Source organism: Nocardioides luteus (assembly GCF_014648595.1).
GTDB classification, from domain to species: Bacteria; Actinomycetota; Actinomycetes; order Propionibacteriales; family Nocardioidaceae; genus Nocardioides; species Nocardioides luteus.
The window spans coordinates 136,445-161,647 of record NZ_BMRK01000014.1 but is presented as its reverse complement, the minus strand read 5'-3'; the positions used below and the strand labels follow the sequence as shown (position 1 = coordinate 161,647).

At 70.3% G+C, this 25,203-nt stretch carries 27 protein-coding genes; 17 read left to right on the top strand and 10 right to left on the bottom strand.

The features are described 5' to 3' along the window. Both IEY81_RS17500 and IEY81_RS17495 read right to left on the bottom strand, forming a co-directional pair. Positions 1–73: superoxide dismutase [Ni] (locus IEY81_RS17500; protein ID WP_276529628.1), on the bottom strand; the 73-nt coding region annotated here is incomplete at its 3' end. Between the two features lie 47 nt (positions 74–120). Beyond that, entirely contained in the window at positions 121–651 is a 531-nt protein-coding gene (locus tag IEY81_RS17495; RefSeq protein WP_189119771.1) for a flavin reductase family protein, read from the bottom strand. A 258-nt stretch (positions 652–909) separates the two neighbouring features. Here IEY81_RS17495 and IEY81_RS17490 point away from each other — a divergent pair, with 258 nt between their 5' ends. From IEY81_RS17490 to IEY81_RS17455, 8 genes are all read left to right on the top strand, one after another. After that, positions 910–1,920 carry a TerC family protein gene (locus tag IEY81_RS17490; RefSeq protein WP_189119770.1) on the top strand — a complete coding sequence of 337 codons (1,011 nt, stop codon included), beginning with the start codon at positions 910–912 and terminating at the stop codon, positions 1,918–1,920. 54 nt (positions 1,921–1,974) lie between these two features. Next, positions 1,975–3,141 carry a sensor histidine kinase gene (locus IEY81_RS17485; RefSeq protein WP_189119769.1) on the top strand — a complete coding sequence of 389 codons (1,167 nt, stop codon included), beginning with the start codon at positions 1,975–1,977 and terminating at the stop codon, positions 3,139–3,141. Next, positions 3,138–3,812 carry a response regulator gene (locus tag IEY81_RS17480; RefSeq protein WP_189119768.1) on the top strand — a complete coding sequence of 225 codons (675 nt, stop codon included), beginning with the start codon at positions 3,138–3,140 and terminating at the stop codon, positions 3,810–3,812. The genes IEY81_RS17485 and IEY81_RS17480 overlap by 4 nt, the downstream gene beginning before the upstream one ends. 75 nt (positions 3,813–3,887) lie before the next feature. Next, positions 3,888–4,499 carry a DUF2867 domain-containing protein gene (locus IEY81_RS17475; protein ID WP_189119767.1) on the top strand — a complete coding sequence of 204 codons (612 nt, stop codon included), beginning with the start codon at positions 3,888–3,890 and terminating at the stop codon, positions 4,497–4,499. Next, the gene (locus IEY81_RS17470; RefSeq protein WP_189119766.1) at positions 4,496–5,545 is read left to right on the top strand and encodes a hypothetical protein; all 1,050 of its coding nucleotides are present in this window, start codon (positions 4,496–4,498) and stop codon (positions 5,543–5,545) included. The genes IEY81_RS17475 and IEY81_RS17470 overlap by 4 nt, the downstream gene beginning before the upstream one ends. A gap of 39 nt (positions 5,546–5,584) precedes the next feature. Beyond that, a complete protein-coding gene (locus tag IEY81_RS17465) occupies positions 5,585–7,198 on the top strand; it encodes a serine/threonine protein kinase (RefSeq protein WP_189119765.1) in 1,614 nt (537 codons plus the stop codon). An 82-nt stretch (positions 7,199–7,280) separates the two neighbouring features. Continuing rightward, positions 7,281–8,990, top strand: coding sequence for a protein kinase domain-containing protein (locus IEY81_RS17460; protein ID WP_189119764.1), 1,710 nt, complete (start codon positions 7,281–7,283; stop codon positions 8,988–8,990). 51 nt (positions 8,991–9,041) lie between these two features. Continuing rightward, positions 9,042–9,371 (top strand): hypothetical protein, encoded by a 330-nt coding sequence (locus IEY81_RS17455; RefSeq protein WP_189119763.1) that lies wholly within the window; start codon positions 9,042–9,044, stop codon positions 9,369–9,371. 15 nt (positions 9,372–9,386) lie between these two features. Here IEY81_RS17455 and IEY81_RS17450 read toward each other — a convergent pair whose 3' ends face one another. Then, positions 9,387–10,208 carry a metal-dependent hydrolase gene (locus tag IEY81_RS17450; RefSeq protein WP_268244505.1) on the bottom strand — a complete coding sequence of 274 codons (822 nt, stop codon included), beginning with the start codon at positions 10,206–10,208 and terminating at the stop codon, positions 9,387–9,389. A 189-nt stretch (positions 10,209–10,397) separates the two neighbouring features. On the opposite strand from IEY81_RS17450, the gene IEY81_RS17445 reads away from it, so the two are divergent. The 4 genes from IEY81_RS17445 to IEY81_RS17430 all read left to right on the top strand — a co-directional run bounded on the left by IEY81_RS17445 (position 10,398) and on the right by IEY81_RS17430 (position 13,197). Further along, the gene (locus IEY81_RS17445; RefSeq protein ID WP_189119761.1) at positions 10,398–10,700 is read left to right on the top strand and encodes a hypothetical protein; all 303 of its coding nucleotides are present in this window, start codon (positions 10,398–10,400) and stop codon (positions 10,698–10,700) included. Positions 10,701–10,778: 78 nt separating this feature from the next. Next, on the top strand, positions 10,779–11,312 hold the full coding sequence (locus IEY81_RS17440; RefSeq protein WP_189119760.1) for a glutathione peroxidase: 534 nt from the start codon (positions 10,779–10,781) through the stop codon (positions 11,310–11,312). Positions 11,313–11,433: 121 nt separating this feature from the next. After that, complete coding sequence (locus tag IEY81_RS17435) at positions 11,434–11,907, top strand: MarR family winged helix-turn-helix transcriptional regulator (RefSeq protein ID WP_189119759.1); 474 nt, start codon at positions 11,434–11,436, stop codon at positions 11,905–11,907. A 69-nt stretch (positions 11,908–11,976) separates the two neighbouring features. After that, the gene (locus IEY81_RS17430; protein WP_189119758.1) at positions 11,977–13,197 is read left to right on the top strand and encodes an MFS transporter; all 1,221 of its coding nucleotides are present in this window, start codon (positions 11,977–11,979) and stop codon (positions 13,195–13,197) included. 52 nt (positions 13,198–13,249) lie between these two features. Here the strand turns inward: IEY81_RS17430 and IEY81_RS17425 are convergent, their stop codons facing one another. The 4 genes from IEY81_RS17425 to IEY81_RS17410 all read right to left on the bottom strand — a co-directional run bounded on the left by IEY81_RS17425 (position 13,250) and on the right by IEY81_RS17410 (position 18,028). Further along, positions 13,250–15,193: a CocE/NonD family hydrolase gene (locus IEY81_RS17425; RefSeq protein ID WP_189119757.1), complete on the bottom strand. Its 1,944-nt coding sequence runs from the start codon at positions 15,191–15,193 to the stop codon at positions 13,250–13,252. A gap of 91 nt (positions 15,194–15,284) precedes the next feature. After that, entirely contained in the window at positions 15,285–15,941 is a 657-nt protein-coding gene (locus tag IEY81_RS17420) for a CoA transferase subunit B (protein WP_189119756.1), read from the bottom strand. A 3-nt stretch (positions 15,942–15,944) separates the two neighbouring features. Further along, a complete protein-coding gene (locus tag IEY81_RS17415; RefSeq protein WP_189119755.1) occupies positions 15,945–16,742 on the bottom strand; it encodes a CoA transferase subunit A in 798 nt (265 codons plus the stop codon). Between the two features lie 62 nt (positions 16,743–16,804). Next, positions 16,805–18,028, bottom strand: coding sequence for an acetyl-CoA C-acetyltransferase (locus IEY81_RS17410; protein ID WP_189119754.1), 1,224 nt, complete (start codon positions 18,026–18,028; stop codon positions 16,805–16,807). 179 nt (positions 18,029–18,207) lie between these two features. Between IEY81_RS17410 and IEY81_RS17405 the strand changes: the two genes are divergently transcribed. Genes IEY81_RS17405 through IEY81_RS17390 form a run of 4 tightly spaced genes read left to right on the top strand, consistent with a single transcriptional unit; the run spans position 18,208 to position 20,613 of the window. Then, complete coding sequence (locus IEY81_RS17405) at positions 18,208–18,900, top strand: energy-coupling factor ABC transporter permease (protein WP_189119777.1); 693 nt, start codon at positions 18,208–18,210, stop codon at positions 18,898–18,900. Further along, positions 18,897–19,247 (top strand): PDGLE domain-containing protein, encoded by a 351-nt coding sequence (locus IEY81_RS17400; protein WP_189119753.1) that lies wholly within the window; start codon positions 18,897–18,899, stop codon positions 19,245–19,247. The genes IEY81_RS17405 and IEY81_RS17400 overlap by 4 nt, the downstream gene beginning before the upstream one ends. Next, positions 19,244–19,864, top strand: coding sequence for a cobalt ECF transporter T component CbiQ (gene cbiQ, locus IEY81_RS17395; RefSeq protein ID WP_310282954.1), 621 nt, complete (start codon positions 19,244–19,246; stop codon positions 19,862–19,864). The genes IEY81_RS17400 and cbiQ overlap by 4 nt, the downstream gene beginning before the upstream one ends. Continuing rightward, positions 19,861–20,613, top strand: a complete 753-nt coding sequence (locus tag IEY81_RS17390) for an energy-coupling factor ABC transporter ATP-binding protein (protein ID WP_189119751.1) — start codon at positions 19,861–19,863, stop codon at positions 20,611–20,613. The genes cbiQ and IEY81_RS17390 overlap by 4 nt, the downstream gene beginning before the upstream one ends. Positions 20,614–20,922: 309 nt before the next feature. On the opposite strand, the gene IEY81_RS17385 is transcribed toward IEY81_RS17390, so the two are convergent. From IEY81_RS17385 to IEY81_RS17375, 3 genes are read right to left on the bottom strand one after another with little or no spacing between them, the layout of a single operon-like run. After that, the gene (locus IEY81_RS17385) at positions 20,923–21,348 is read right to left on the bottom strand and encodes a DUF3054 domain-containing protein (RefSeq protein WP_189119750.1); all 426 of its coding nucleotides are present in this window, start codon (positions 21,346–21,348) and stop codon (positions 20,923–20,925) included. A gap of 5 nt (positions 21,349–21,353) precedes the next feature. Then, positions 21,354–22,496 (bottom strand): N-acetylglucosamine-6-phosphate deacetylase, encoded by a 1,143-nt coding sequence (locus tag IEY81_RS17380; RefSeq protein ID WP_229787945.1) that lies wholly within the window; start codon positions 22,494–22,496, stop codon positions 21,354–21,356. Positions 22,497–22,510: 14 nt separating this feature from the next. After that, a complete protein-coding gene (locus IEY81_RS17375) occupies positions 22,511–24,292 on the bottom strand; it encodes a dolichyl-phosphate-mannose--protein mannosyltransferase (protein WP_189119748.1) in 1,782 nt (593 codons plus the stop codon). 32 nt (positions 24,293–24,324) lie between these two features. Here IEY81_RS17375 and rsmI point away from each other — a divergent pair, with 32 nt between their 5' ends. Continuing rightward, entirely contained in the window at positions 24,325–25,170 is an 846-nt protein-coding gene (gene rsmI / locus IEY81_RS17370; RefSeq protein ID WP_189119747.1) for a 16S rRNA (cytidine(1402)-2'-O)-methyltransferase, read from the top strand. Positions 25,171–25,203 lie beyond the last annotated feature (33 nt).

Below are 25,203 nucleotides of genomic sequence, written 5' to 3'. Positions count from 1 at the left end.
GGGCGGGGTCGTAGACGCCGCAGGGCAGGTCGCAGTGGGCAGAGACCTCGATGGTGGGCGCGAACAGGCGCATGGATGGTTCCTCTCGATGATGTGGTGGAGAGACCGTCGGGTCGACGGTCAGGAAGCCTTCTCGGGGAGGACGCGGTCGAGCGGGAGGGTGCTGACCTGGGCGCCGAGGGACCAGTAGCGGCGGTCCTGGTGCAGCAGCGGGTCGGCGGCCTCGTCGAGGGTGATCGACTCGATCTCGACCAGCACCAGCCAGGCCTCACCGGCGGGTACGACGCGGACCACCTGGCCGTAGAAGCTCGCTGCGGCGTCCTCGAGCACGGGCGGCTGACCCTGGGGGAGCCGCCAGCCCTGCCCGAGCGTGAAGCGTGGAGCGGTGCGGTCGGCGAAGGCTGCGGCCACGTCGGCCTGCGCCTCGGTCAGTACGTGCACGCCGACCCGGCCGCTGCCGGCGAGCGCCGGCCCGGAGCGGCTGGCCTGGGAGACCGAGAACGACAGCAGCGGCGGGTTCGCGCTCACCGAGGCGACGCTGGAGACGGTCGCTCCGACAGGTCCGGTCTCGGTCGAGGCTGCCACGACGGCCACGCCGGTGGGATATCGACGGAAGCCGGCCTTGAACTGGTCGGTGAGTGTGTCGCTCACACCCCCTCCTCTCTCTTCGAACAGCGACGCTAAAACATCAAGTGCGGTTGAGGTCCAGTCATCCGCAGTGTGATCGTCGCCTCATCGGTCTTTCCTCGCCTGAGAGCATGGGGATGCCGGAGATGCCGCTTGTTAGATTGGTCGCACACTCGTCGTACAACCGGGGTCCGGCCTGCCGCTACTTTCGAGGCTGAGACCTCGGTCGCCTAATCTTCGGCGAAGACCCGCTTCTGCCTCACGATCAAAAGGAGTCCCTTCGTGGACGTCTCCCCGCTCATCTGGTGGTTGACCATCGGCATCGCCAGCGCAGTGCTGCTCGTCGACGTGCTCGTCATCGGACGACGACCCCATGAGCCCTCGCGTCGTGAGCTGATCGGTGCCCTCGGCCTCTACATCGGTCTGGCCGTGGTCTTCGGCATCGGGGTCTACTACTTCTCCGGCCCGAAGTACGGCACCGAGTTCTTCGCCGGCTGGCTGACCGAATACTCGCTGTCGGTCGACAACCTGTTCATCTTCATCATCATCATGTCGAAGTTCGCGGTGCCACGTAAGTATCAGCAGAAGGCGCTGCTGATCGGCATCATCCTGGCGCTGGTCTTCCGCGGCATCTTCATCGGCGTCGGCGCGGCGGCGATCAACAACTTCAGCTGGGTCTTCTACCTCTTCGGCGCCTTCCTCATCTACACCGCGGTCAAGCTCGCCCTGGAGGGCAACGACGACGATGACGAGTACGAGGAGCCCGCCGTGGTGAAGTTCCTCGAGAGCCGCATCCCGCTCACCTCGCAGTGGACCAGCGCGAAGATGTTCATCCGCGAGAACGGCAAGCGCGTGGCGACGCCGATGTTCGTGGTCATCTGCGCCCTCGGCACCACCGACCTGCTCTTCGCGCTCGACTCGATCCCCGCGATCTACGGCCTGACCAACGAGCCCTACCTGGTCATGACCGCCAACATCTTCGCGCTCATGGGTCTGCGCCAGCTCTACTTCCTGATCGGCGGCCTGCTCGAGCGTCTGGTCTACCTCTCCTACGGTCTGGCGATCCTGCTCGGCTTCATCGGCTTCAAGCTCGTCTTCCACGCGCTCCACGAGAACGAGCTGCCCTTCATCAACGGCGGGGAGCACGTCGGCTGGGCCCCGGAGGTCTCCATCGAGGTCTCGCTGAGCGTCATCGTCGGCATCCTGGCGGTCACCACGGTGCTGAGCCTGCTGAAGTCGCGCAGCATGGAGAAGGCCGAGCGCAACGAGACCACCGGCCCCCGGGGCGAGTGACCCGCAGCCGATAACACGGTCGTCCTCTGCGCCCGCTGGTTCTAGGGTGAGCGCATGACCGTGGCCGCCGCACCCGGACCCCGCTGGCTGGGGGACGCCGGCCAGCTCGCGCTGGCCGGGGTGCTCGCGCTGGTGCTGCTGCCGGTCGGCTGGACCTCGGTCACCGAGGGCGAGGTCGCCACGGCCTGGGAGGTCGCGCTCGTGGCCGCGCTCGTGGTCCTGCACGCGGCGGTGGCCACCGCCCGGCGCTTCCCTCTCGAGTCGTACGCAGCGGGTGCTCTCGCCGAGCTGGTGCTCGTCGCCGCTCCCGACCTGGACGGCCCGACGGCGGAGGCGGCGGGCAGCGCGTACGGGCCGGTGCTGCTGCCGAGCAGCCTCTGCTTCTTCGTGCTGCTCTACGCGGTGAGCGCCCAGGACCGGCGGCCGTGGCCCGGCGTCGCGCTCGGCGTCGCGCTGGTGGGCTGCCTGCTTACCGTGGTGAGGCTCTGGCGGTTCGAGGGCACCGGTCTGGAGGGCTGGGCGTGGTGGCTGATGGTCGCCACCGCGACGCTGGCCGCCACGGTGGCGGCCTGGGCTCTCGGCCGGTTCCGAGCCACCCGGATCGCCTGGGTCGGCCAGCTCGCAGACCGTGCCGCCGCCGACGAGCGCCAGCGCATCGCGCGCGAGATGCACGACGTCGTCGCCCACTCGCTGGCCGTGGTCGTGAGCCACGCCGAGGCCGGTCGGATGGTCGTCGGGCAGCAACCGGAGCGGGCCTCGGGCATCCTCGACACCATCGCGACCACGGGCCGCGAGGCGCTCGTCGAGATGCGCGGTCTCCTCGGGGTGCTCGGCGGCGAGTCCTCCACCGAGCCGCAGCCGGGACTGGCCGACATCGACGACCTCGTCGAGCGGATGCGCCGGGCCGGACTGAGCGTCGACCTCGAGACGGGCGACCTCGGCCAGGTCGCGCCCAACGTCGGGCTGACCGCCTATCGCGTCGTGCAGGAGGCGCTCACCAACGTCACCCGCCACGCCGGTCCTGGTGCGGTCGCGACGGTGTCGGTGACGCGCGCCGCGCGCCGGCTCCGGGTCGAGGTCACCGACGACGGCGTCGGCGGCCAGCGCCCTCCGGGCCGCGGGCTGCGCGGGATGAGCGAACGGGTCGCCGCGGTGGGCGGCACCCTCGAGACCGGACCGAGCGGAGAGGGCTGGCGAGTGCTCGCCGTGCTGCCGTTGTGAGCGAGGAGAACCCGATCCGGGTCGCGATCGTCGACGACCAGGAGCTGATGCGCTCCGCGCTGCGGATGATGGTGGAGAGCCAGCCAGACCTCGAGCTCGCCGGCGAGGCGGCCGACGGTCACGAGGCGCTCGCCCTGGTGCGTACGAGGCGGGTCGACGTGGTGCTCATGGACCTGCGGATGCCTCGCCTCGACGGGATCCAGGCGACGGCCGCGATCGCCGCGGAGCAGCCGGCGACGAGGGTCGTCGCGCTGACCACCTTCGACCTCGACGACTACGCCTTCCCGGCGATCCGGGCCGGGGCCAGCGGCTTCCTGCTCAAGGACGCGCGCGCCGAGGAGATCGTGGCCGCGATCCGCACCGTCCATGCCGGTCACGCGGTGGTCGCGCCCTCGACGACGCGCAGGCTGCTGGAGCACGTGGCGACCGGGCCGGCGCCCGACAGCGGTCGCATCGCCGACATCCGGGAGGCCCTCACGCCGCGCGAGCTCGACATGCTGCTCGAGCTCGCGACCGGTGACAGCAACGCCGAGATCGCCCGTCGCATCCACCTCTCCGAGGCGACGGTGAAGACCCACGTCGGTCATGTGCTCGCCAAGCTCGGGCTCCGCGACCGGGTGCAGGCGGTGGTGCTGGCCTACGAGACCGGCCTGGTCGGGCCGAGGGGCTGAGCCTCATCCTGGAGGATGAGAAGGCCGCGACCTGAGGGCGACGAGGCGGCGCTCTGCACGGACCAGTGTGGAGACATGACCACACAGACCAGAACCAGACCCCTCCCGTCGGGCGCCTACTCCGGGCAACCCTGGCGGATCCATGAGATCGCCGGTGACTTCGACCTCGAGGACACCTGGGCGCTGCCCGCCCACGGTGACGCCGGCGACTTCCCGCGCTTCGTCGAGGCGATGATGAGCACCGACAGTCGTGAGTTCCCCGCGGCGTACCGCTTCCTCTTCGCGGTCCGCTGGGCTCTCGGCCGCGTGCTCGGCACCGACGCGGACCAGCACGGCCTGGGGCACCGCGTCACGCCGCTGCGCGACCGCCTGCCCGAGGACCTCCGGGACCGCCCGGTGCCCGAGCGCGACACCGGCCCGTTCGAGCCGCTCTACCTGACGGACCGGGAGTACGCCGCGGAGATCGCCAACCGCACCGTGCACGGTGTCCTGCACCTCGGCTGGGCAGAGGACGCCACCGCGCCCGGTGGCCACACCGCGCAGCTGAGCGTGCTCGTGCGGCCGAACGGACGGCTCGGCGAGGCGTACCTGGCCTTCATCAAGCCGTTCCGCTACGCCGTCGTCTACCCGGCGCTGCTCCGCACCGTCGGCCGCCGCTGGGACAGCGTCAGGAGCGTGGCGCGATGACCATCACGATGAAACGTACGCAGCCGCGATCCGCCGCTCGCCGAGCGGCGCCGTGGCTGGCCGGTGCCTGGGCCCTGGCCTTCGGCGCGCTGTCCGGGCTCGCGCTCCTCGGGCGCATCCCGGCCCCGTGGGTGCCCACCGACGCCTCGCCGCTCAGCGGTCTCAGCGGCGCGCAGATGTCCGGGGCGGTCGGAGTGGCCGCGCTCCTGGCCCTGGCGGCCGGAGCCGTGGGCGTCGCGACCCAGGACCGTCGGACACGGCGACGCACCGGCCGGCTGCTGATCGTCGTCGGGCTCGTGGTGGCGTTGGTCGTCTCCGACGTCCGCGCACTGATGTTCCTCGGCTATCTGCCGCAGATCCTGCTCGCGCTCGTCGGGACCGGACCCGGCGCCGGGCAGCTGGGCTGGGACATCGTCCTCGACGCCGGCGCGGGCCTCGCCCACGCGGTCGGCGGGCTGGCGACGGTGGTCGCCGGCATCGGGCTGCTCGAACGGGCCGAGCCGAGCGGCCGGCTCGACTGGGGCCGCTGGGCGCGCTGGGGGCGCCCGGCTGTCGCGGTCGCCGCCGTCGTACCGCTCCTCTACGCCGTCACCCGCATCGCCTGGGCGGTCGGCGTGCCGCTCGGGATCCGGCGGGAGATGCTCGACGAGCTCGGTGAAGGACGCTGGGCCGGCCTCGGTCTGGCGCTCTTCGCGGTGGTCGGATCCGCGCTGACCTGCGGTCTGATCGCCCGCTGGGGTGAGGTCTTCTGGAGGTGGGTGCCGCGGGTCGGCGGCCGCGAGGTCCCGGTCGCGATGGCGCTGATGCCGGGTCTCCTGGTCGCCGGTGCGGTCACTTCGGCAGGACTGTCCTTCTGGCGGATGATCGTCGGTGGTGACCTGGCGAGCGTGCCGGGCGCCACCGAGGACTGGGCGGCGTGGGCGCCGGAGACGCTGTGGCCGCTGTGGGGAGTGGCGCTCGCGGTGGCCTGCCTCGCCTATCTGGGTCGGCGTACGAGCGCTGATCCGAGGGAAATCTCGGCGAAGTCTGCAAAAAGTATTCGCTGAGGGGAGGCGGCCGGCGCGTACAACAGGGACTATGGACCCATGCGTTTCCGTCCCCCACGCGCCGGTCGCCAGCATGTGAATCGTTCGACCGGACAGGACGGGCCCGCTCCCGACAGTCACAGTCTGGCCGCCCGGCTGGCCCGCGGGCACCGCATCTCGGCCGACGAGGCCTCCGACATCGTCGGCCAGATCGCGCGTGTGCTGATGGGCGGCCACGCCGAGGGTCAGGTGCACGGCGACATCCGGCCGGCGACGATCGGGTTCGGCAAGGACGGGCGGGCCGTGCTGGTCGCCGCACCACCGCCGCGGCCGGGGGAGAGCATGGCCTACCTGTCTCCCGAGCAGATCCAGCGGCAACGGGTCGGTACGCCCACCGACATCTACTCCCTCGGCGCGGTCTTCTTCGAGATGCTCGCCGGCCGCCCGCCGTACGCAGGGCCTGACCCGGAGCGCGTCGGCTCGGTCGTGACGGTGCCCGGTCAGATCGACGGCATCGTCACCGCGATGCTCGCCGAGAACCCCGGCGCTCGGCCGCAGGCGGAGGAGGTGGTGACGGTCCTGGAGAGCGAGCTGACCGCGCCGCCGAAGAAGATCGTGCGGACCACGAGCGCGAAGGCCCGACGAGCGCGGGCCGCTCCCGCGCTCGTCGGGGTGCTGATGCTCCTCCTCCTGCCGGGTCTCGTCCTCGGTGGGTGGAGCGCGGTGCGCGCTGGGGAGACCAGAGCCAGGCTCGGCGACGCCGAGCCGCTCGCCGAGATCCTGCCGAGCAGCGTCGCGCTCGCCTTCGACCTCTCGATCGAGAGGGACGCGCTGCGCGGCGGTGGACGGGTGCCGGAGGAGTTCCTCGCCGTCACCGACGAGTCGATCGAGGCCTGGACCGCCGCGGTGAAGAGGCTCGAGCGCGGTGGCGACCCCGGGCCGCGGCGGCGTACGGAGCGGACGGCGGCAGCGCTGGAGCGGCTCTCGGAGTTCCGCTCGGCGATCCGCTCGGGGGACCGCACGAACATCTCGGCGGACCTGGCGACGTACACGAACGCGGTCAACGGGCTCTTCGACCTCACTGCCGAGCTGCCGACCTTCGACGAGGAGGATCTCGCCCGGCAGGCGCGCAACCTGGAGGCGATCGGACCGGTCGCCGAGGTGCTCGGATTCGAGCGCAAGATCATGGCCAACGCGCTGCGTCGGGGACGGATCAGCGACCGGGCCATCGCCGAGCTGCGAGCGGCGCAGAGCTCCTGGGCCACCAACAGCGAGTCGATCTACCGGGAGGCCGAGCCCGGCACCAGGCAGGCGCTCGACGCCATCTCCGCGCGCTCCTTCGAGTACGGCTCCTACAGCGTGCCGTCGCAGCGTGTCGTCCTCCGGGTGCTCAACGCTCGCGCGGTCGGCGACGTCGTCGAGCAGCTCGAGGACGGCGGTGAAGGCACCTCGGCCGACCAGGTCTGGCTGGCCGACGCGGCCACCTTCGTGCAGGACCTGCGCAACGTCGTGGTCGACGCCGCCCAGAAGCTCGCCGACGACATCACGCGCGAGCACGATGAGGCCAAGAGTCGTACGATCGCGTGGGGGACCTTCACCGGCGTGATGCTGGCCGTGCTCGTCGCGCTCGGCGTCGTGCTGCTCCGTTCGAGAGGACGTTCTGTTGATGCGTAAACCGGCGACCATAGCAAAGATCTGCCGATCTCATCGGTGCGTACACGAGACGCGCGGGGTGTGAGTCCGCCAACATATGCGCATGCGAACCCGCCCCCCGATCGCAGGCCGATACCGCCTGCACCGACTGCTCGGCCGCGGCGGGATGGGCGAGGTCTGGCAGGCAGCCGACATCCGGCTCGAACGTTGGGTGGCGGTCAAGGTCGTGGAGACCTCCGCCGACCCGAAGGTGACCGAGCGCTTCCGGCGTGAGGCGCTTTCGACGACGGCTGCCAGCCACCCCGGCACGGTGCAGGTGCACGACGTCGGGGTCGAGACGACCGAGTACGGCAACATCGTCTACCTGGTCATGGAGCTGCTCCCCGGGCCGACGCTCGCCGACCGGCTGGAGAAGCAGGGGCGCTTCACCGTCGAGGAGGCGAGCGAGGCGATGGTGCAGGTCGCGCGGACGCTCACCGCGGTGCACGCCTCCGGCATCATCCACCGCGACATCAAGCCCTCGAACCTCGTCTACGACGGCGACGGCCGGATCCGGGTGCTCGACTTCGGCATCGCCCAGCTGGCCAACCACGAGGGCGAGCGGCTCACCTCCACCCGGCACGTGATGGGCAGCCTGCCCTACATCTCGCCCGAGCAGGCCGCCGACACCGTGGTGGGGCCGCCGAGCGACATCTACGCCCTGGGCTGCGTCTACTTCGAGCTGCTCACCGGGCGCGCTCCCTACGCCGGCGCCGAGCCGGTCTCGATGATCTACCAGCACGTGACCGCGCCGGTCCCGCACGTCAACGACGTGGTCACGGTGCCGGCGCACGTGGACGAGTTCGTGGCCTCGATGATGGACAAGGACCCGGCCAGGCGTCCGACCGCGGGTGAGGTCGTCGCCTTCGCTCGCCGGCCCGGGGTCGCGCCCGCGACCGTCACCGGCATGCGCGAGCTCTCCGCCCCCGCGAAGCCTGCGGCGATCGCGGCTCCCAAGGCTGGTTCGGCCGCTCCGTCCTCGGCGGCGACGCTCGGGGCCTCGGGGGCGGGACTGTCGGGGTCGCCGGGGTCGGGTACGTCGGTCGTCGGCGTGGTCGAGTCGCTGCAGCGTACGCCTCGGTCGCATGCTGCTGCGAAGCCGAGGCTGCTGCGCACGAAGGTGCTCGTCGCCCTCCTGATCCCGGTCGTCGTCGCGCTGGTGGCGGGTGTGCTGACCTTCGTCGACGCGATCGGCCAACGCTCCGTCTCCAGCCGCGCCATGACGATCGCGGGAGCGCTCCCCGAGAGCTACGAGCTCGGCATGGACCTCATCTTCGAGCGCGATGCGCTCGGCTCCGACCAGGTCCCGGACGCGGTGCGGCAGGCCTATCAGAAGGTGACCGACGACTCGATCCGCGCCTGGCACGACGACATCACCAAGGTCGACCTCGCCGACACCCCCAGCCTGCGCGAGCGCGTCGAGCGCACCTACACAGTGCTCAAGGGCATCGACGCCTATCGCGAGGACCTCCAGGACGGCGACAAGGCGAGCACGGAGGCGGCCGTCGCGGCCTACACCGACACCGCCTACGAGCTGCTCGACTTCGCGACCGAGATGCCCAACATCCCCAGCGAGAAGATCTACAAGCAGGTCACCAACCTCAAGTACGTCCGGTCCGCGGCCGAGTCGCTGGGTGTGGAGCGCGCGGTCATGGTGCCGGCACTGGTCACCGGGCACATCGACGAGGAGTCGATGGAGGCGATGAGCAAGGCGCGTACGTCGTGGCAGCTCAACTCGCGCTCCTTCTACGCCGACGCTCCCGAGGTCACTTAGAGGGAGCTCGACAAGATCTCCGACGGCACCTTCGCCGACGGTTCCCGCGGCGTGGTCTCGCAGAACGCGGTGGTGCAGGTCATCAACGACGGCTCGCTCGCCGGCGTGGTCCCGGCACTGCAGGAGCACGGCCTGGGGCGACCGGCCGCGCAGGTCTGGTCCGAGGACATGACCCGCTTCATCCAGCTGCTCAAGGACACCATCGTGTCGATGACGCTGATCGTCTCCGACGACGTCGCCGAGCAGCACCGAGGCATCCAGACCAAGGTGATCCTGAGCGGGTTGCTGGCGGTCGTCTCATTCCTCGCCGCCCTCGCGCTGCTGGCGGGGATCTTCGTGGTGCGACCGCTGCGCGGTCGGCGGCGCTCGACACCTGCCTGAGGTTGGGGCAGAGGGTCAGAGGAGGGTGCTCAGGTTGGCGACCAGGACGTCCCAGCGGCTCTCCACGTCGAAACCCATCTGGCTCAGCATCGCCCACCCGAAGCCGAGGATGGCGTAGAGGCTGATCGGGGTCATCACGACCCACTCGCGGATCGAGCCGGCGTCGCCGAGGACGGGCAGGGCGAAGTGGCCGCCCCGGGTCCACATGTTGTCGAACGGCAGCCACTTGTTGCGGGTGATCCACCGCGGCGGCCGGGTCGGGAACGGCCACAGCAGCGGGATCCCCATCGTGGTCAGCAGGTCGCCCAGCAGGTGCACCACGCACCCCAGGGCGACGGAGAAGGGCATCCACCACCACTCTTCCGGCGCGAAGACGGAGATCAGCGCAGCCAGCGACACCGAGGAGATCCACGGCCACAGGACGCCCTTGCGGGTGAGCTTGAGCGCGTCCAGCGCGAAGGCGACCAGCAGGACGCACATGATGCCCGGGCCGATCAGGACGGTGCCGAAGGTCTTCGTCTCGAGCGAGAGCATCCCCGCGCCCCAGGCGAGGCCGGTGAAGGCGAGCACGCCCAGGATCGAGTGGGTGCCGTTGCGGTGGCCGCCGGAGACCTGGCCGACGATCTTGGTCACACCCTCGGAGACCGGCGGGAGAGAGTTGGCGATCGTGCCGTTGTGGTGGTCCGCGTCCGGGAGCAGCGCGGCGCCGGCACACACCAGGGTGCCGACCATCACGCCCACGTCCGAGACGCCGGGATACCACCCGAACGCGATCGGTGCCGACGAAGTCACTGCAATCCACGCGGCAGCCCCGGAGGCCGCGTGATGCCCGCCCATCATGTGAAGTTGTGTCCCTCTCCAATGTGCCCTGCTGAATGACGCGGTCGAAACGTATCGGTACGCGAGGGGTCCGGTGCGCGCCGGGGTCGCGTGTCCGGGTGACGAGATTCGAATCACTGTTCGAAGGGCCATCCGAGAAGTGAAAAGGGTGTCTTCGGGCTGCCGACCTCAATAGGATGCGCGGTCATGACGACTCCCGGCGCCCAGGGCGAAGCCCGTCGTACGCCATGGGCGTTCGAGACCAGTCGGTGCGCCGCGACGGTCACGCCTGAGGCGATCGAGTTCCGGTTCATGGTCACCGGGCCCGACGGCTCGCTGAGCGAGATGCTGCTCTCGGTGGGGCGTCACGACATGCCGACGCTGCTCGAGGAGATCGCCTTCGAGATGCCCGAGGCGGTCGAGTGGATGTCGGCCGCGATCATGACCGTCGCGCGGGAGCGGCGACTGGCCGACGAGGCGTCGGCCGTGCCGCACCAGCGCGGGGCATAACCTCGGGCGGGTCCGGGTTGTCGCCACGACAGGCTCGACCACCGATGTTCGACGTTCCGACGTTCCGAGGAGAGATCTTTGACCACCACGCACGACTTCGAAGCGACCGCCGCTGACGGCAGCACCGTTGCGCTCGGCGACTACAGGGGAAAGCTGCTGCTGATCGTCAACGTCGCGAGCAAGTGCGGTCTGACGCCGCAGTACGAGGGGCTCGAGGCGCTCTACCGGGAGACCAAGGACTCCGGCGTCGAGGTCATCGGGTTCCCGACCAACCAGTTCATGGGGCAGGAGCCGGGCACCGACGACGAGATCCAGGACTTCTGCCGGTCGACCTACGACGTGACCTTCCCGGTCCTGGCCAAGGTGGACGTCAACGGCGAGAACGCGTCCCCGCTCTACGAGTACCTGCGAGCCGAGGCGCCCGGTGACTGGGGCCCGCACCTCGGGCCGTTCTACGAGCACGTCAAGGAGATCACGCCCGCCGCCGATCCGGGTGACATCAAGTGGAACTTCACGAAGTTCCTGATCGGCCGCGACGGCCAGGTCATCAAGCGCTACGAGCCTCCGGTGACGCCCGAGGAGATCCAGAAGGACCTCGCTCAGTATCTCTGAGTCGGCCGCTCGCGGCCGGCGACGGCGGCGGTGCTCGATCCTGTTCTCAGGGTTGGCGCCGCCGCTTGGATCATCCGACAGAAGATAGTTCGTTATCGGATGATTCGTTAGGATCTAGTTCATGACTGGACCGCGCATCGACCTGCTGTTCCTGCTCAACCAATCCGCCCATGCCTTCGCTGCCCAGGTCGGCGAGGCGCTGGCCGACATCGACCTGTCGGTGCGCGAGTACTGCGTGCTGATGAAGGCGGCGGAGGGCGAGTACACCCAGAACGCGGTGGCCGAGATGGCGATGCTCGACAAGACCACGATGGTGACCACCCTCGACAACCTCGAGCGACGCGGTCTGGCCGAGCGACGGGTCTCGGACACGGACCGCCGCGCGCGCATCGTGGCGATCACTCCGGCCGGCGCGAAGCTGCTCGAGGCCGGCTCGAAGGCCTACAACGCAGCCGTCGCGAAGTCGCTCGAAGGACTCTCGCCCAGCGAGGGTGAGACGTTCATCGAGGCGCTGCAGCACCTGGTTGCCGGCCCGTGGTCGACCCCGTCGCACACCATGACGCTGCGCCGTCGTGTCACTGCATCGTCTCGCTGAAGATAGGCCTGTAACTGAATATCTCGAAATAGATTGTTTCATAACAAACAATCTCTTATGGTCGTATCTATGACGACCAAGACAGTCGCGCTCGCGACCCTTGCAGCCACACAGCTGATGGTGATCCTCGACGGCACGGTCGTGACCGTGGCCCTTCCTGCGATCCGCGACGACCTGGGCTTCAGCGGCACCTCGCTGTCCTGGGTCGTGAACGGCTTCCTCCTCGCCTTCGCGCTCGTCCTGCTCCCGGCCGGTCGGGCCGGCGACGCGCTCGGCACCCGCCCGGTCTTCCTCACTGGCCTGACCCTCTTCACGATCGCCTCCGCATGGTGCGGCCTGGCCTGGGACCCGATCTCGCTGGTCCTCGCCCGGTTCGCCCAAGGGGTCGGCGGTGGCGTCGCCTCGGCCGTGGTCCTCGGCATGATCGCCGGGCTCTACCCCGAGTCTCGTGAGCGGCTCCGCGCCTTCGCGGTCCTGGCCTTCGTGGGCTCGATCGGTGCCTCGGTGGGGACGGTGCTGGGTGGCGTACTCACCGAGGTCGCGTCCTGGCGCTGGGCCTTTCTGATCAACGTCCCGCTCGGGATCGTCGCGCTGATCGCGGCGCTCCGCGCCGTGGAAGGTACGCCGCGGACCGGCGTGCAGGGCGGCCTGCTGCCACGCGGCCTGTTCGCCCAGCGCCGGTTCGCGCTCGGAAACCTGATCCTGCTGACGCTGACCTTCGGTGGGTTCACGTTCCAGTTCGTCACCACGCTCTACCTCCAGGACACTCTCGGCTTCGGTGCGCTGATGACGGGGCTGGGATTCCTCCCGGTCAGCGCGGTGATCGCGGTCGCGTCGCTCGGCTTCAGCGCTGCGGTCGCCGAACGGTTCGGGTCGGAGCGGGTCCTGCTCGTCGGCATGGCCGTCTTCGTCGCCGGCATGCTCTACCTGGTGCGGGTCCCCGACGCGGGCGTCTACCCGATCGACGTCCTCCCGGGTGCGGTCGTGATGGGGCTCGGGTTCGGCCTCGCGATGCCGCAGGTGACGGCGCTGGCGATGAGCGCGCTCGCCCCGGAGCATTCCGGCATCGGCTCGGGTCTCACCACAACCACCCAGCAGGTCGGAGGGTTCCTCGGCACCCTGGTCGCCGCCGGCCTGGCCGTCAACGTCGGCTACGCCGCCGCGTACCTCGCGGCCGCGATCGCGCTGGCGGTGGGTGCGGTCGTCGCTGCGTACCTGTTGGTGGACGCAGCACGCGCCCGGGACCCGAAGGTCACCGAGCGCGTGCCGGACGAAACTGTCAGATCCTGACGTCTCGACGTCGAAAATCGACCCTTCGACGTCAGAATTCGACGTCTCGGCGTTACTTTCGGACGGGGAGGACCACGGTCGAGGGGTTGTCCTTCGTGTGGTGGATTGTCATCACGCCGGCTACGCCGCGGACTAGCTGCTTGACGTTGGGCAGCAGGTGGGGGAGGTCGTAGGAGTGGACGGTGACGCGGAGGCGGTGGCCCTTCTCGATCACCGCGCCGGTCGGGAAGACCTCGACGGGCACGCGGTAGACCGTGCCGGGCTTGACCGGCTGCTCGGCCTCGACGGTGTAGGGGTGCCAGGGCTGGACGACCTGGCCGTTGAGCTTCCGCGACTTCGACGGGGTGACGGCGCGGTGGCGCAGGGTCTGCCAGCCGCCGGTGATGCGGTCGACGGAACCGTCGGGGGCGACGTCCTCCACCGACACCGAGATCAGTCCGTCGGTGCCGGTCGTGGAGACGGAGAGGTCGGCGCTGATCGGCCCGGAGAAGGAGAGGTCGGAGGTGGCGGGAGCGGTCTCGTAGGAGACACCGAGCGCGTCGTTGACCCGGTTGTCGGTCTCGCAGCCAGGGATCGCTGCCAGGCCGGCGGTCCACTGCGCGGTGCTGCGCGAGCACAGCCCCTGCACCGGCAGCGGCAGGATCGTGTCACCGCGGACCGGCTTCAGGGTCGAGCCGAGGTCGTACGACTTCGCGGTGACCTCGCTGCCGAGCCACGACTTCATCGTGCGCCACTTCCCGGAGCCGATCTCGTGGTAGGTCACCGGGGCGACGTCCTTGTCGAGAGCGGGGTCGGGGATGTCCTTGATGTGGGTGTCGAACCACCGCAGCGCCATCTCGCTCATGCTGTTGATCCCGCTGCCCTCGAGGCCGGCGCCGGTCGACGCCTCGGTGTGGGTCCACGGGCCGATGAGGAGCTTGGTGTCGACGCCGTTGCGCTGAATCCGGTCGAAGAGCATCGGGGCGCCGCGCTGGAAGATGTCGTACTGGCCGGCGGTCACGAAGGTCGGTACGTCGATCTCGTCGACCACGCTGAGCGGCGACCGCTTCTGGAAGAACGGGCCGTCGTAGCCGACGTCGCTGGCGAGCAGCGCACTGGCGAGCATCGGCACCTGGAAGCCGAGCGCTCCGCCGACGTGCTGGAGCAGGGTGGTCAGGCTCGCGTCCGGACGGGTCGAGTTCACCGCCGGCGGGATCAGGCCGGCGCCGGTGACCGCGCCGAACCACAGCGGGATGAAGCCGACGTCGATCTGACCGCCGGAGGCGACCACGTCGCGGTAGACGTCGCCCGCGGGCACGATCGGGAACATCGCCTTCAGCCCGCGCGGGTGCTGGGCGGCGGTGAAGAACTGGTTGATCGCCATGTAGGACGGGCCCCACAGGCCGAGCTCGCCGTTGCTCCACGGCCGCGCCTTCGACGTCGCCCAGTTGGCCACGTCGAGGCCGTCCTTCTGCTCGCGGTCGCCGAAGGCGTCCCACTGGCCGGCGGAGGAACCGGTGCCGCGTACGTCGGTCTCGACGAAGACGTAGCCGCGCTGGACGAAGTAGTCGCCACCGCCCGCGGTGATGATGCCGGCGACGTTCTTGTTGTAGGGGTTCTGCGTCAGGATCACCGGGAACCGGCCCGGCGCAGGCGTGCCGTCGGCCTTCGCCGGACGGTGGACGTCGGCGCGCAGCACCACCCCGTCGGACATCGTGATCTCGATGTCCTTCTCCACGACCACGTCGTACGTCGCGAGGCGAGGCTTCCAGGCGCCGGCCCGCGCCTGGGCCGCCTGGGGTGCCTCGGCCCGCGGCGACAGAGGCGCTTGAGGCGTCTGAGCCGACGGGGCCGACTGGTCGGGCTGGGCCGTCCGGCCCGCCTGAGCCGACGGCAGCGTACGTGCCAACCCCTCGGCCTCGCCGGCGAGCGAACCCACGTCCGGAGCGGTCGTCGGCATGAAGCCTGCGACCAGCGCCAGGAACGGGAACAGGAACGACAGGATGCCGATATTCACGACTCACTCCAGGTGTGTGGTTGTTGTCACACCAAGAACGAGAAGTGCAAACGGGAGTTACGCCAACCGGCGCCGGTTCTGCATAGCGAGACTAAGCGATCGCCGACGAGGCCTCGGTGCGGTCGACGACAGGCGCTCCGGTGGCCGCCTGGACCTCGTCGTACGTCACTCCTGGCGCGAGCTCGACGAGCTCGAACGCCTCTCCCGCGACATCGAGCACGCCCAGATCGGTGATGACCCGCTTGACGATCCCGCGGCCGGTCAGCGGCAGGTCGCAGGAGGCGAGCAGCTTGGGGGCGCCCTTCTTGGTGACGTGCTCCATGAGCACGATCACCCGGCCCGCGCCGGAGACGAGGTCCATCGCGCCGCCCATGCCCTTGACCATCTGGCCCGGCACCATCCAGTTGGCGATGTCGCCGCTGGTCGAGACCTGCATGGCGCCGAGGACGGCGACGTCGATGTGGCCGCCGCGGATCATCGCGAACGAGGTGGCGGAGTCGAAGTAGGAGGCCCCGGCGAGCACGGTCACGGTCTGCTTGCCGGCGTTGATCAGGTCGGGGTCGACCTCGTCCTCGTAGGGGAACGGGCCGACGCCGAGGACGCCGTTCTCGGCGTGCAGCACGACCGTCGAGCTCTCCGGGATGTAGTCGGGGATCAGCGTCGGCAGGCCGATGCCGAGGTTGACGTAGTCGCCGTCCTGCAGCTCCTGCGCAGCACGCGCGGCCATCTGGTTGCGGTCCCAAGCCATGACTCAGGCCTCCTTGCTCGAAGTGGTCTCGGACGGCCGCTCGCCACGCGTCGTACGCTTCTCGATGTCCTTGCGTGCCGCCTGCTCGGGCGTCAGCGCCACGATCCGCTGCACGAAGATGCCGGGCAGATGTACGTCATCGGGTGCGATCTCACCGACCTCGACGACCTCCTCGGCCTCGACGACGGTCACCCGGCCGGCCATCGCGGCGGGCACGTTGAAGTTGCGCGTGGAGGCGTTGAACTGCGCGTTGCCGGCGCGGTCGACGCGGGTCGCGCGGACCAGCGCGAAGTCGGTCACGATGCTCTCCTCGAGCACCATCTGTCGACCGTGGAACTCCCGGACCTCCTTCGGCTCGGAGGCCTCGGCGATCGTGCCGTCGGGGTGGTAGCGGTAGGGGAGACCGCCGTCGGAGACCATCGTGCCGACGCCGGTCGGGGTGTAGAACGCGCCGATCCCGCTGCCGCCGGCACGCATCCGCTCGGCGAGGGTGCCCTGCGGGGTGAGCTCGAGGGTGAGCTCACCGGCGAGGTACTGCCGCCCGAACTCCTTGTTCTCGCCGATGTAGCTCGCGATCACGCGGGAGATGCGGTGGTCGTCGAGCAGCAGCCCGAGACCGGCGCCGTCGACGCCGCAGTTGTTGGAGACGACCATCAGGTCGTCCGCACCCTGCTCCCGCAGCGCCTCGATGAGGAACCACGGGATCCCCACCAGCCCGAAGCCGCCCACGGCCAGGCTCGCACCGTTGTGGATGTCGGCGACCGCTTCTGCGGCCGAGCCGACGACCTTGTCCAGACCCATGTCTTCTCTACTTCCTTTGGTGGTCGAGCTTGTCGAGACCGTCGAGCTTGGTCGAGACCCGGTCAGTTCACCGACTCGAACACGGCCGCGAGCCCCTGCCCGCCACCGATGCACATCGTCTCCAGCACGTACCGCGCCTCGCGACGCTGCGCCTCACGCGCTGCGGTGGCGAGGATGCGGGCACCGGTGGCACCGATCGGGTGACCGAGCGAGATGCCCGAGCCGTTGGGGTTGAGCCGCTCGTCGGTGGCGTCGATCTTCCACTCGCGCAGGACCGCGAGGACCTGGGCGGCGAAGGCCTCGTTGAGCTCGATCAGGTCGATCTCGTCGAGGGTGAGCCCGGCGCGGTCGAGCGCGGTGCGGCTGGAGAGCACCGGACCGATGCCCATCCGCTCGGGCTCGCAGCCGGTGACCGCCCAGGACTTGAGCGCCAGCAGCGGAGTCAGACCGCGCTTCTCCGCCTCGGCGCGGGTGGTGACGACACACATCGCAGCGCCGTCGTTCTGACCGGACGCGTTGCCCGCGGTGACCGTCGACTCCTCGTCGACCTTCAACCGGATGGGACGCAGAGAACCGAGCTTCTCGAGCGAGATGTCGGCCCGCGGGTGCTCGTCGCGGTCGACCACGACGTCCGGCTTGCGGCGGCCGCCCGGGACGGTCACCGGGACCAGCTCGTCGGCGAACTTGCCGGCCTCGTGGGCGGCCACGGCACGCTGGTTGGAGCGCAGCGCGAGCTCGTCCTGCTCCTCGCGGGAGATGGAGTAGTCGCGGCGCAGGTTCTCAGCGGTCTCGATCATGCCGCCGGGGATCGGGTGGTCCTTGCCGCCGGCAGTCTCCCGGGCACGGTCGAGGCGGTCGAGCAGCTCGATGCCACCCTGCTTCACCCCGCCGCGCAGCCCGAGCGCGTAGTGCTCGACGTTGGACATCGACTCCGCGCCACCGGCCACGACGAGGTTCGCGGCGCCGGTGGCGACCGAGCCGGCTGCGTACAGGATCGCCTGCAGGCCGGAGCCGCAGCGACGGTCGATCTGGAGGCCGGGCACGCCGTTGCCGAGGCCGGCGTCGAGCGCGGCGATGCGGCCGATCGCCGGGTTCTCGCCGCTCGCGTACCCGTTGCCGAGGATCACGTCGTCGACGTCACCCTCCTGCAGGCCGGTGCGCTCGACCAGCTCGCGCAGCACGGTCGTGGCGAGGTCGGTCGCGGTCAGTGGCGCCAGCGCGCCGAGGAACCGGCCGACGGGGGTGCGGAGGGGCTCGCAGATGACGATGTCGTTGGCGGCGCTCATGGTGGTGACGGTACGCGGGAAGCCATGACTTCTGAAGTATTCATTTATCGACAATTAGGACGTCACAAGTCTCGATCGAGGTGGCGGGGTTGTTCGCAGGACCCCAAGTCGTGTGACACCGCTCTGCTATTGCGATAATTTCGCATTAACAGCCACCCCCACCAGATCCTGAGGTGACCATGCACGTCCCCGACGGCTTCCTCGACGCTCCGACGTCGATCGCCACCGGCGCTGTCGCTGTCGTCGCGGTCGGCGTCGCGCTGCGCGGCGCCCGTCGTGAGCTCGACGACAAGACCGCGCCGCTGGCCGGCCTCGTCGCCGCATTCGTCTTCGCGACCCAGATGCTCAACTTCCCCGTCGGGGCCGGCACGAGCGGACACCTGATGGGCGGCGCGCTGGCCGCGGTCCTGGTGGGTCCGTGGACCGGGGTGCTGTGCGTCTCGGTCGTGCTGATCGTGCAGTCGCTGCTCTTCGCCGACGGCGGCATCACCGCGCTCGGCACCAACATCCTGCTCATGGCCGTGACCACGGTGGTCGTCGGCTGGTTCGTCACCCGGGTGCTGATGAAGGTCCTGCCGAAGCGGGTGGGCACGGTCGCCCCCGCAGCGGCGGTCGGCGCCTTCGTCTCCGTGCCCGCGGCGGCGGCCGTCTTCACCGCTCTCTACTTCGTCGGCGGCACCGCCGACATCTCGCTGGCCACGCTGACCACTGCGATGCTCGGCTGGCACACGGTCATCGGTCTCGGCGAGGGCGCGATCACGTTCCTCGCGGTCGGCGCGATCCTCGCCGTACGTCCCGACCTCGTCTACGCGGCCCGCAGCGTGATCGCCGAGCGCGACCTGGTCATCAAGCCGAAGGAGGCGGCCGCGTGAGCACCACCGAGCAGACCGAGCAGACGACCGACAAGAAGCGCGTCCCCTTCACCTGGGTGGCCGTCGGCATCGCCGTGGTCGCGCTGCTGCTGGCCGGGGTCGTCTCCTACTACGCCTCCGCCAACCCCGACGGCCTCGAGTACGTCGCGGAGAAGACCGGCTTCATCGACAGCGCCTCCGAGCACGGCGCCGCCGATGGCCCGCTGGCCGACTACGGCACCAAGGGCGTCGACGACGAGCGGCTCTCCGGCGGCCTGGCCGGCGTGATCGGCACCGTCGTGGTGCTCGTCCTCGCAGGCGGTCTCGCCCTCGTCGTACGCCGTCGTCCCGGCTCGACCGAGGAATGAGGCCCGTGCCCGCCCACCTGAAGGTGCTGGCCCTGGTCGGGTTCATGCTCGTCGTGGTGGCGACGCCGCGGGAGTGGTTCGCTGCGTACGCGGCCTTCTTGGCGGTCCTGGTGACGGTCGGTGCGGTGGGACGGGTGCGCCCGGGGTGGGTGCTGAAGCGGATGGTGGTCGAGGTGCCGTTCGTGGTGTTCGCGGTGCTGATGCCGTTCATCGCGCAGGGCCCGCGGGTCGAGGTGCTCGGGCTGAGCCTGAGCGAGTCGGGCCTGCTCTCGGCCTGGGGCCTGCTGGCGAAAGGCACGATCGGCGTCATCGCCGGTCTGCTGCTCGCCGCGACCACCACGCCGCAAGAGCTGGTCCGCGGGCTGGAGCGGCTGCGGCTGCCTCAGCAGCTGGTGCAGATCATGGCGTTCATGGTGCGCTACCTCGAGGTGGTCACCGACGAGATGCGCCGGATGGCGGTCGCGCGGGCCTCCCGCGGCTTCGTCGCCCGCAACCCGCTCCACTGGCCGGTGCTCGCCCGGTCGGTCGGCGCGCTCTTCATCCGCTCCTTCGAGCGCGGCGAGCGCGTGCACCTGGCCATGGTCTCGCGCGGCTACACAGGGAGAATGCCCCGGTGACCACTCCAGTCCTCGACGTACGCGGCCTCGCCTTCGCCTACCCCGACGGCCATCAGGCGCTCTTCGGCGTCGACCTGCACGTCCACCGCGGCGAGCGCGTCGCCCTGCTGGGTCCCAACGGCGCCGGCAAGACCACGCTGGTGCTCCATCTCAACGGCATCCATCTGGCGGGCGCCGGGTCGGTCGCGGTCTCCGGGCTGCCGGTCACCAAGGCCAACATCAAGGAGATCCGCCGCCGCGTCGGCATCGTCTTCCAGGACCCCGACGACCAGCTCTTCATGGGCACCGTCCGTGAGGACGTCGCCTTCGGCCCCGCCAACCTCGGCCTGCGCGGCGAGGCGCTGGACGCGAAGGTCACCGAGGCGCTGACGAAGGTCGGCATGGAGGAGTTCGCCGACCGCCCGCCCCACCACCTCTCCTTCGGTCAGCGCCGCCGGGTCGCCGTAGCCACCGTGCTCGCGATGGACCCGGAGATCCTGGTGCTCGACGAGCCCTCTTCCAACCTCGACCCGGCCTCGCGCCGGGAGCTCGCCGACATCCTCCGCGACCTCGACGTGACCGTCCTGATGGTCACCCACGACCTTCCATACGCCCTCGAGCTCTGCGAGCGCTCGGTCATCCTCGACGGCGGCGTCGTGGCCGCGGAGGGCCGCACCGTCGACGTACTCTCCAACGCCGACCTCATGCGCGCCCACCGCCTCGAGCTCCCCTTCGGCTTCGACCCTGTCGCTGCTGCCGCCACGCTCTAGCCGAGACGTCGCCTGCGACGGCCGAGACGTCGGGTAGGTCGGCCGAGGCGTCACCTGGTGCCGCTTCGACCGACCCCAGTGACGCTTCGGGCGAAGCGGGTGACGCTTCGAACCTGCCGCCGGCCACCGTCGAGCCGAGGCGTCGCGTACGTCAGCCGAGACGTCAGGTGCGTAGGTCGAGGCGTCGCGTACGTCGGGCGACACGTCATCTGGTGCCAACTCGGCCGACCGCGGTGACGCTTCGGTCGACCGCAGTGACGCTTCGGCCGACCGCTCTGACGCTTCGGCCGACCGCAGTGACGCTTCGGCCTAATCGGCCAGGCGGCGGGAGCGGTAGCGGATCTTGGCGCTGACGTAGCCGCGCCAGCCCATCAGGGTGAGGCCGAGGAAGAGGAGCGAGACGACCAGGAACGCCGGGGCGAGGCCGCCGCCGGTGAGGCCGCGCAGCACCATCCCGATGACGTACGTCCCGAGCCAGACGACCACACCGGCCGGCCAGGAGCGCATCGCGGGCCAGCGGCGCCAGATGGTCACGGCCCAGGCCACGGCGAGCCCGGCCAGGAACGGCCAGGCGATGCGGATCACGACGAGCGCCGGGCCGGAGTCGTGGGACTGGCGGCCGGCGAAGGCGAAGAGGAGCACGAACAGGACGTCCACGGCGAAGGCGACGATCGCCCACCTGGGCGCGAGCCCGGCGATGCGTGGGGTGGCGGCGTCGGGCTTCGTGGAGGACATGGTGCTCAGGATACGAGCCCGGGGTGGGCGGTGAGCCACTCGCCGCCGCGCATCACCCGGGTCGGCTGCAGCGACTCGTCGGTGACCACCAGGTCGGCGCGGACACCGGGCTCGAGACGGCCCGCGTCGAGGCCGACGACCGAGGCGGGACGCAGGCTCGCGGCCCGCATCAGCAGGGCCAGGTCGATCCCGGCGGCGGCGTGGCGCCGCACCTGGTCGATAAGGCGGGAGGTGCCACCGGCGATCGGTCCGCTGCCGGTGCCGTCGGCGACGCGAGCGACCCCGGAGCGTACCTCCACGGAGAGCGGGCCGAGCTGGTAGTCGCCGTCGGCCATCCCGGCGGCGGCCATCGCGTCGGTGACGAGCACGACGGACCCGGGCACCATCGACATGACCGAGCGGACCGTCTCGTCGGCGAGGTGTACGCCGTCGGCGATCAGCTCCACACAGGCCGAGCCGACACCGGCGGCTCCCAGGGAGCCGAGGACGGGGCCGGGGTCGCGATGGTGGGCAGGCGGCATCCCGTTGAACAGATGGGTCACCAGGCTGCCGGGACCGTCGAGGAAGGTGCGCGCCTGGGCAGCGGTGGCGGCGGTGTGGCCGAGAGCGACAACAGCCCCGGCCTCGGCCAGCACCTCGGCGACCTCGACAGCCCCCGGGAGCTCCGCGGCCAGCGTCATCACCCGCAGGTGGCCGCGCGCGGCGGCGACGAGCTCCCGGGTGAGACCGGCGTCGGGCGCCAGCAGCAGGTCGGGATCGTGTGCACCTCGGCAGGAGTGCTCCAGGAAGGGACCCTCGAGGTGGATCCCGGCGATCAGGCTGTCCTCGGCCGCCGTCGCCAGCGCGGCGACGACCTCGAGCAGCCGCTCGGGCGCATCGGTCACCGTCGAGGCGAGCAGCGTCGTGGTGCCGGCCGCGTGGTGCACGCCGGCCGCGACCGCGATCTCCTCGGCGGAGGTCGAGTGGAAGGAGGCCCCGCCGCCGCCGTGGTTGTGGATGTCCACCAGCCCGGGGAGCAGGATGCCGGCCGGCTCAGGATCGTCGGCGAGCGCGGCCCGCACATCCGAGACCACCCCACCGGAGATCGCGACGACGACGTCGTCGAACCCGCCCGGCCGCGGCACACGGCCCCGCACCACTTCGTCCACGCCGTCCGTCCCGTCTAGATCCATCGTTTGAACCAGATCCTCGTCAGCCATTCCTGCCGGGTGAGCAGCTCGTCGGTGTAGATCGGCCAGAACCAGGCGAAGTTGCAGACCACCAGGACGACGAAGATGCCACCGGCGACGGCACCCGCGATCCTCCGCCGGTCAGCCGTCCGACCGCCCGCCGCCGGAGGTGGCCGGTCCAGCATCTTGCCGAGACACAGGCACAGCCCGAGCACCAGGAACGGCAGCGCGATGATCATGTAGAAGGAGAAGATCGGTCGCCCGGCGTACTGCAGCCACGGCAGCCACGTCGACAGCACCCCGACCACGGCCACGCCGAACCGCCAGTCGCGGGCCGCGACCCACATGAACCCGGAGACGATCAGCGCGACGAACGCTCCCCACCACAGCACCGGGGTGCCGAGGAGGAGCACCTGCCGCAGACACGTCCCGGCCTCCTTCGGGCCGTCGCCGTCTGGGTCGGTCGTCGGCGTCGCCTCGCACATCTCGCCGCGCGACTTCGCGCCCGACAGGATCCCGGTGTCGGCGGCGACCCCGACGGGCCGGTTCAGCACGAGCCAGCCGACAGGGTGTGAGCCGTAGGTGTGCTCGGCGCACTCGAGGAAGTTGGTGTGGAAGGTGTAGACGTCGCGGTGGTAGTACCACAGCGACCGCAGCGACTGGGTCACCTCGCCGAGCCCGGAGGCGTCCGGCTCGGTCGCGGTCGGCCAGCGCTTCTCGTTGAGGTTCTCGGGGACGTACGACTTGTCCTCGCAGTGGCCCTCGCCGGTGTAGCGCGTGTACTGCGTCGCCGAGAGCGACTCCTCGTAGACGTCCGCGTGGGTCATCCACGGGATCCAGGTCATCACGTAGACCGCGGCCGCGACCCCGACCAGGTGGACGAAGGCCGTCGGCCCGTCGGCCACGCAGGCACGCAGCCAGGAGAGGCGTACGCCGAAGGAGCGCCGCATCCCGGCCGACCAGGCGACATAGAGGAGACCGAAGGCGGCCAGCGGGTAGAGCGCCTCCCACTTGCAGCCGATCGCCAGCCCCCACACGACGCCCGAGAAGAGCAGCCAGGGACGGAAGAGCATCCGGCGCACCGGGCCCCAGGCGCCGGGCGCGGCGAGCTGGGTGGGCGCGAGCGTGGCGAACCGTCGTCGGCACCAGTCGCGGTCCATCACCATCAGGTGCACCGCCAGCAGCAGGAAGAAGGCGACGAAGAGGTCGAGCAACGCCAGCCGGGACAGCACGAACGCCAGGCCGTCGAAGGTGACCAGGATGCCGCCGACGAGGCCGAGCAGCATGGAGCCGGACACGCGGCGTACGAAGCGGATCGTGAGCAGCACCAGCAGCGAGCCGACCACGACCGAGGCGATCCGCCAGCCGAACGGATCCATCCCGAACAGCTTGATGCCGAGCGAGATGATCCACTTGCCGACGTCGGGATGGACGATCATCGACGGGCCGTCGGCGAACTGCCCGGTCAGACGCCCGGCGAGGATGTTGTCGTCGGCGCCCTCGACGAAGTTGCGCGCATAGCCGAACTGCAGCAGCGACCAGGCGTCCTTGGCGTAGTAGGTCTCGTCGAACGCGAAGACCTTCGGCGTGCCGAGGTGCCACAGCCGCAGGAGGAAGGCGACCAGCGTGATGCCGATCGACGCGAGCCAGCCGGCACCGGCCGAGCCGCTGATCCGCCGCTGGGCGCGCTCCCACGCGGTCGGGAGCGGGTGACCGGAGGGGGTGCCGGCCAGGCCCTCCAGGGGCTCCGGCTCCTCGGTCACCGTCGTCGTCACGAGGGAACCCTATAACCTGCGACAATCGTCGAGTGGTGGTTACTGACGAAGGCGTGCTCGTACTTGCGGCGACCCCGATCGGGCGTGTCGAGGACGCCCCACCCAGGTTGGCCTCCGAGCTCGCCACCGCGGACGTCATCGCAGCTGAGGACACCCGCCGCCTCTCCCGCCTGACCCGCGATCTCGGCGTCGAGATCAAGGGCCGCATCGTCTCCTACTTCGAGGGCAACGAGAGCGCGCGGACCCCGTTGCTGCTCGCCGACCTCCTCGACGGCAACCGGGTGCTGCTGGTGACCGACGCCGGCATGCCGTCGGTCTCCGACCCCGGCTACCGGCTCGTCGCCGCGGCGGTCGAGGAGGACGTACGCGTCACGGCGGTGCCCGGCCCCTCGGCCGTGCTGACGGCGCTGGCCGTCAGCGGCCTCCCCGTCGACCGGTTCTGCTTCGAGGGCTTCCTGCCGCGCAAGGCCGGCGAGCGCTCGCGCCGCCTCGCCTCGCTGGCGAAGGAGGAGCGCACCATGGTCTTCTTCGAGGCGCCCCACCGCACCGAGGCCGCCCTGGCGGCGATGCGCGACGCCTTCGGTGGCGACCGCGCCGCCGCGGTCTGCCGTGAGCTCACCAAGACCCACGAAGAGGTACGCCGCGGGGGCCTGGCCGAGCTCGTCGACTGGGCCGCCGAGGGGGTGCGCGGAGAGGTCACCATCGTCGTCACCGGCGCCGACCCGTCCGCCGAGATCGCCGACGACCCCGACAGCCTGCGTGCCGCCGTCGCCGACCTGCAGGAGGACGGCATGACGAAGAAGGAAGCCATCGCCGAGACCGCCAAGCGGGCCGGCGTACCCAAACGCCAGGTCTACGACCTGGTCCACAAACCCTGACCCGACCCGTCGAAAATCGACCCCGAGACGTCG

Excerpts from the sequence above, each read along its gene's own strand:
- IEY81_RS17485 (WP_189119769.1), top strand. The coding sequence starts at position 1,975 with ATGACCGTGGCCGCCGCACCCGGACCCCGCTGGCTGGGGGACGCCGGC.
- IEY81_RS17475 (WP_189119767.1), top strand. The coding sequence starts at position 3,888 with ATGACCACACAGACCAGAACCAGACCCCTCCCGTCGGGCGCCTACTCC.
- IEY81_RS17470 (WP_189119766.1), top strand. The coding sequence starts at position 4,496 with ATGACCATCACGATGAAACGTACGCAGCCGCGATCCGCCGCTCGCCGA.
- IEY81_RS17465 (WP_189119765.1), top strand. The coding sequence starts at position 5,585 with ATGCGTTTCCGTCCCCCACGCGCCGGTCGCCAGCATGTGAATCGTTCG.
- IEY81_RS17460 (WP_189119764.1), top strand. The coding sequence starts at position 7,281 with ATGCGAACCCGCCCCCCGATCGCAGGCCGATACCGCCTGCACCGACTG.
- IEY81_RS17450 (WP_268244505.1), bottom strand. The coding sequence starts at position 10,208 with ATGGGCGGGCATCACGCGGCCTCCGGGGCTGCCGCGTGGATTGCAGTG.
- IEY81_RS17445 (WP_189119761.1), top strand. The coding sequence starts at position 10,398 with ATGACGACTCCCGGCGCCCAGGGCGAAGCCCGTCGTACGCCATGGGCG.
- IEY81_RS17435 (WP_189119759.1), top strand. The coding sequence starts at position 11,434 with ATGACTGGACCGCGCATCGACCTGCTGTTCCTGCTCAACCAATCCGCC.
- IEY81_RS17430 (WP_189119758.1), top strand. The coding sequence starts at position 11,977 with ATGACGACCAAGACAGTCGCGCTCGCGACCCTTGCAGCCACACAGCTG.
- IEY81_RS17420 (WP_189119756.1), bottom strand. The coding sequence starts at position 15,941 with ATGGCTTGGGACCGCAACCAGATGGCCGCGCGTGCTGCGCAGGAGCTG.
- IEY81_RS17415 (WP_189119755.1), bottom strand. The coding sequence starts at position 16,742 with ATGGGTCTGGACAAGGTCGTCGGCTCGGCCGCAGAAGCGGTCGCCGAC.
- IEY81_RS17410 (WP_189119754.1), bottom strand. The coding sequence starts at position 18,028 with ATGAGCGCCGCCAACGACATCGTCATCTGCGAGCCCCTCCGCACCCCC.
- IEY81_RS17405 (WP_189119777.1), top strand. The coding sequence starts at position 18,208 with ATGCACGTCCCCGACGGCTTCCTCGACGCTCCGACGTCGATCGCCACC.
- cbiQ (WP_310282954.1), top strand. The coding sequence starts at position 19,244 with ATGAGGCCCGTGCCCGCCCACCTGAAGGTGCTGGCCCTGGTCGGGTTC.
- IEY81_RS17385 (WP_189119750.1), bottom strand. The coding sequence starts at position 21,348 with ATGTCCTCCACGAAGCCCGACGCCGCCACCCCACGCATCGCCGGGCTC.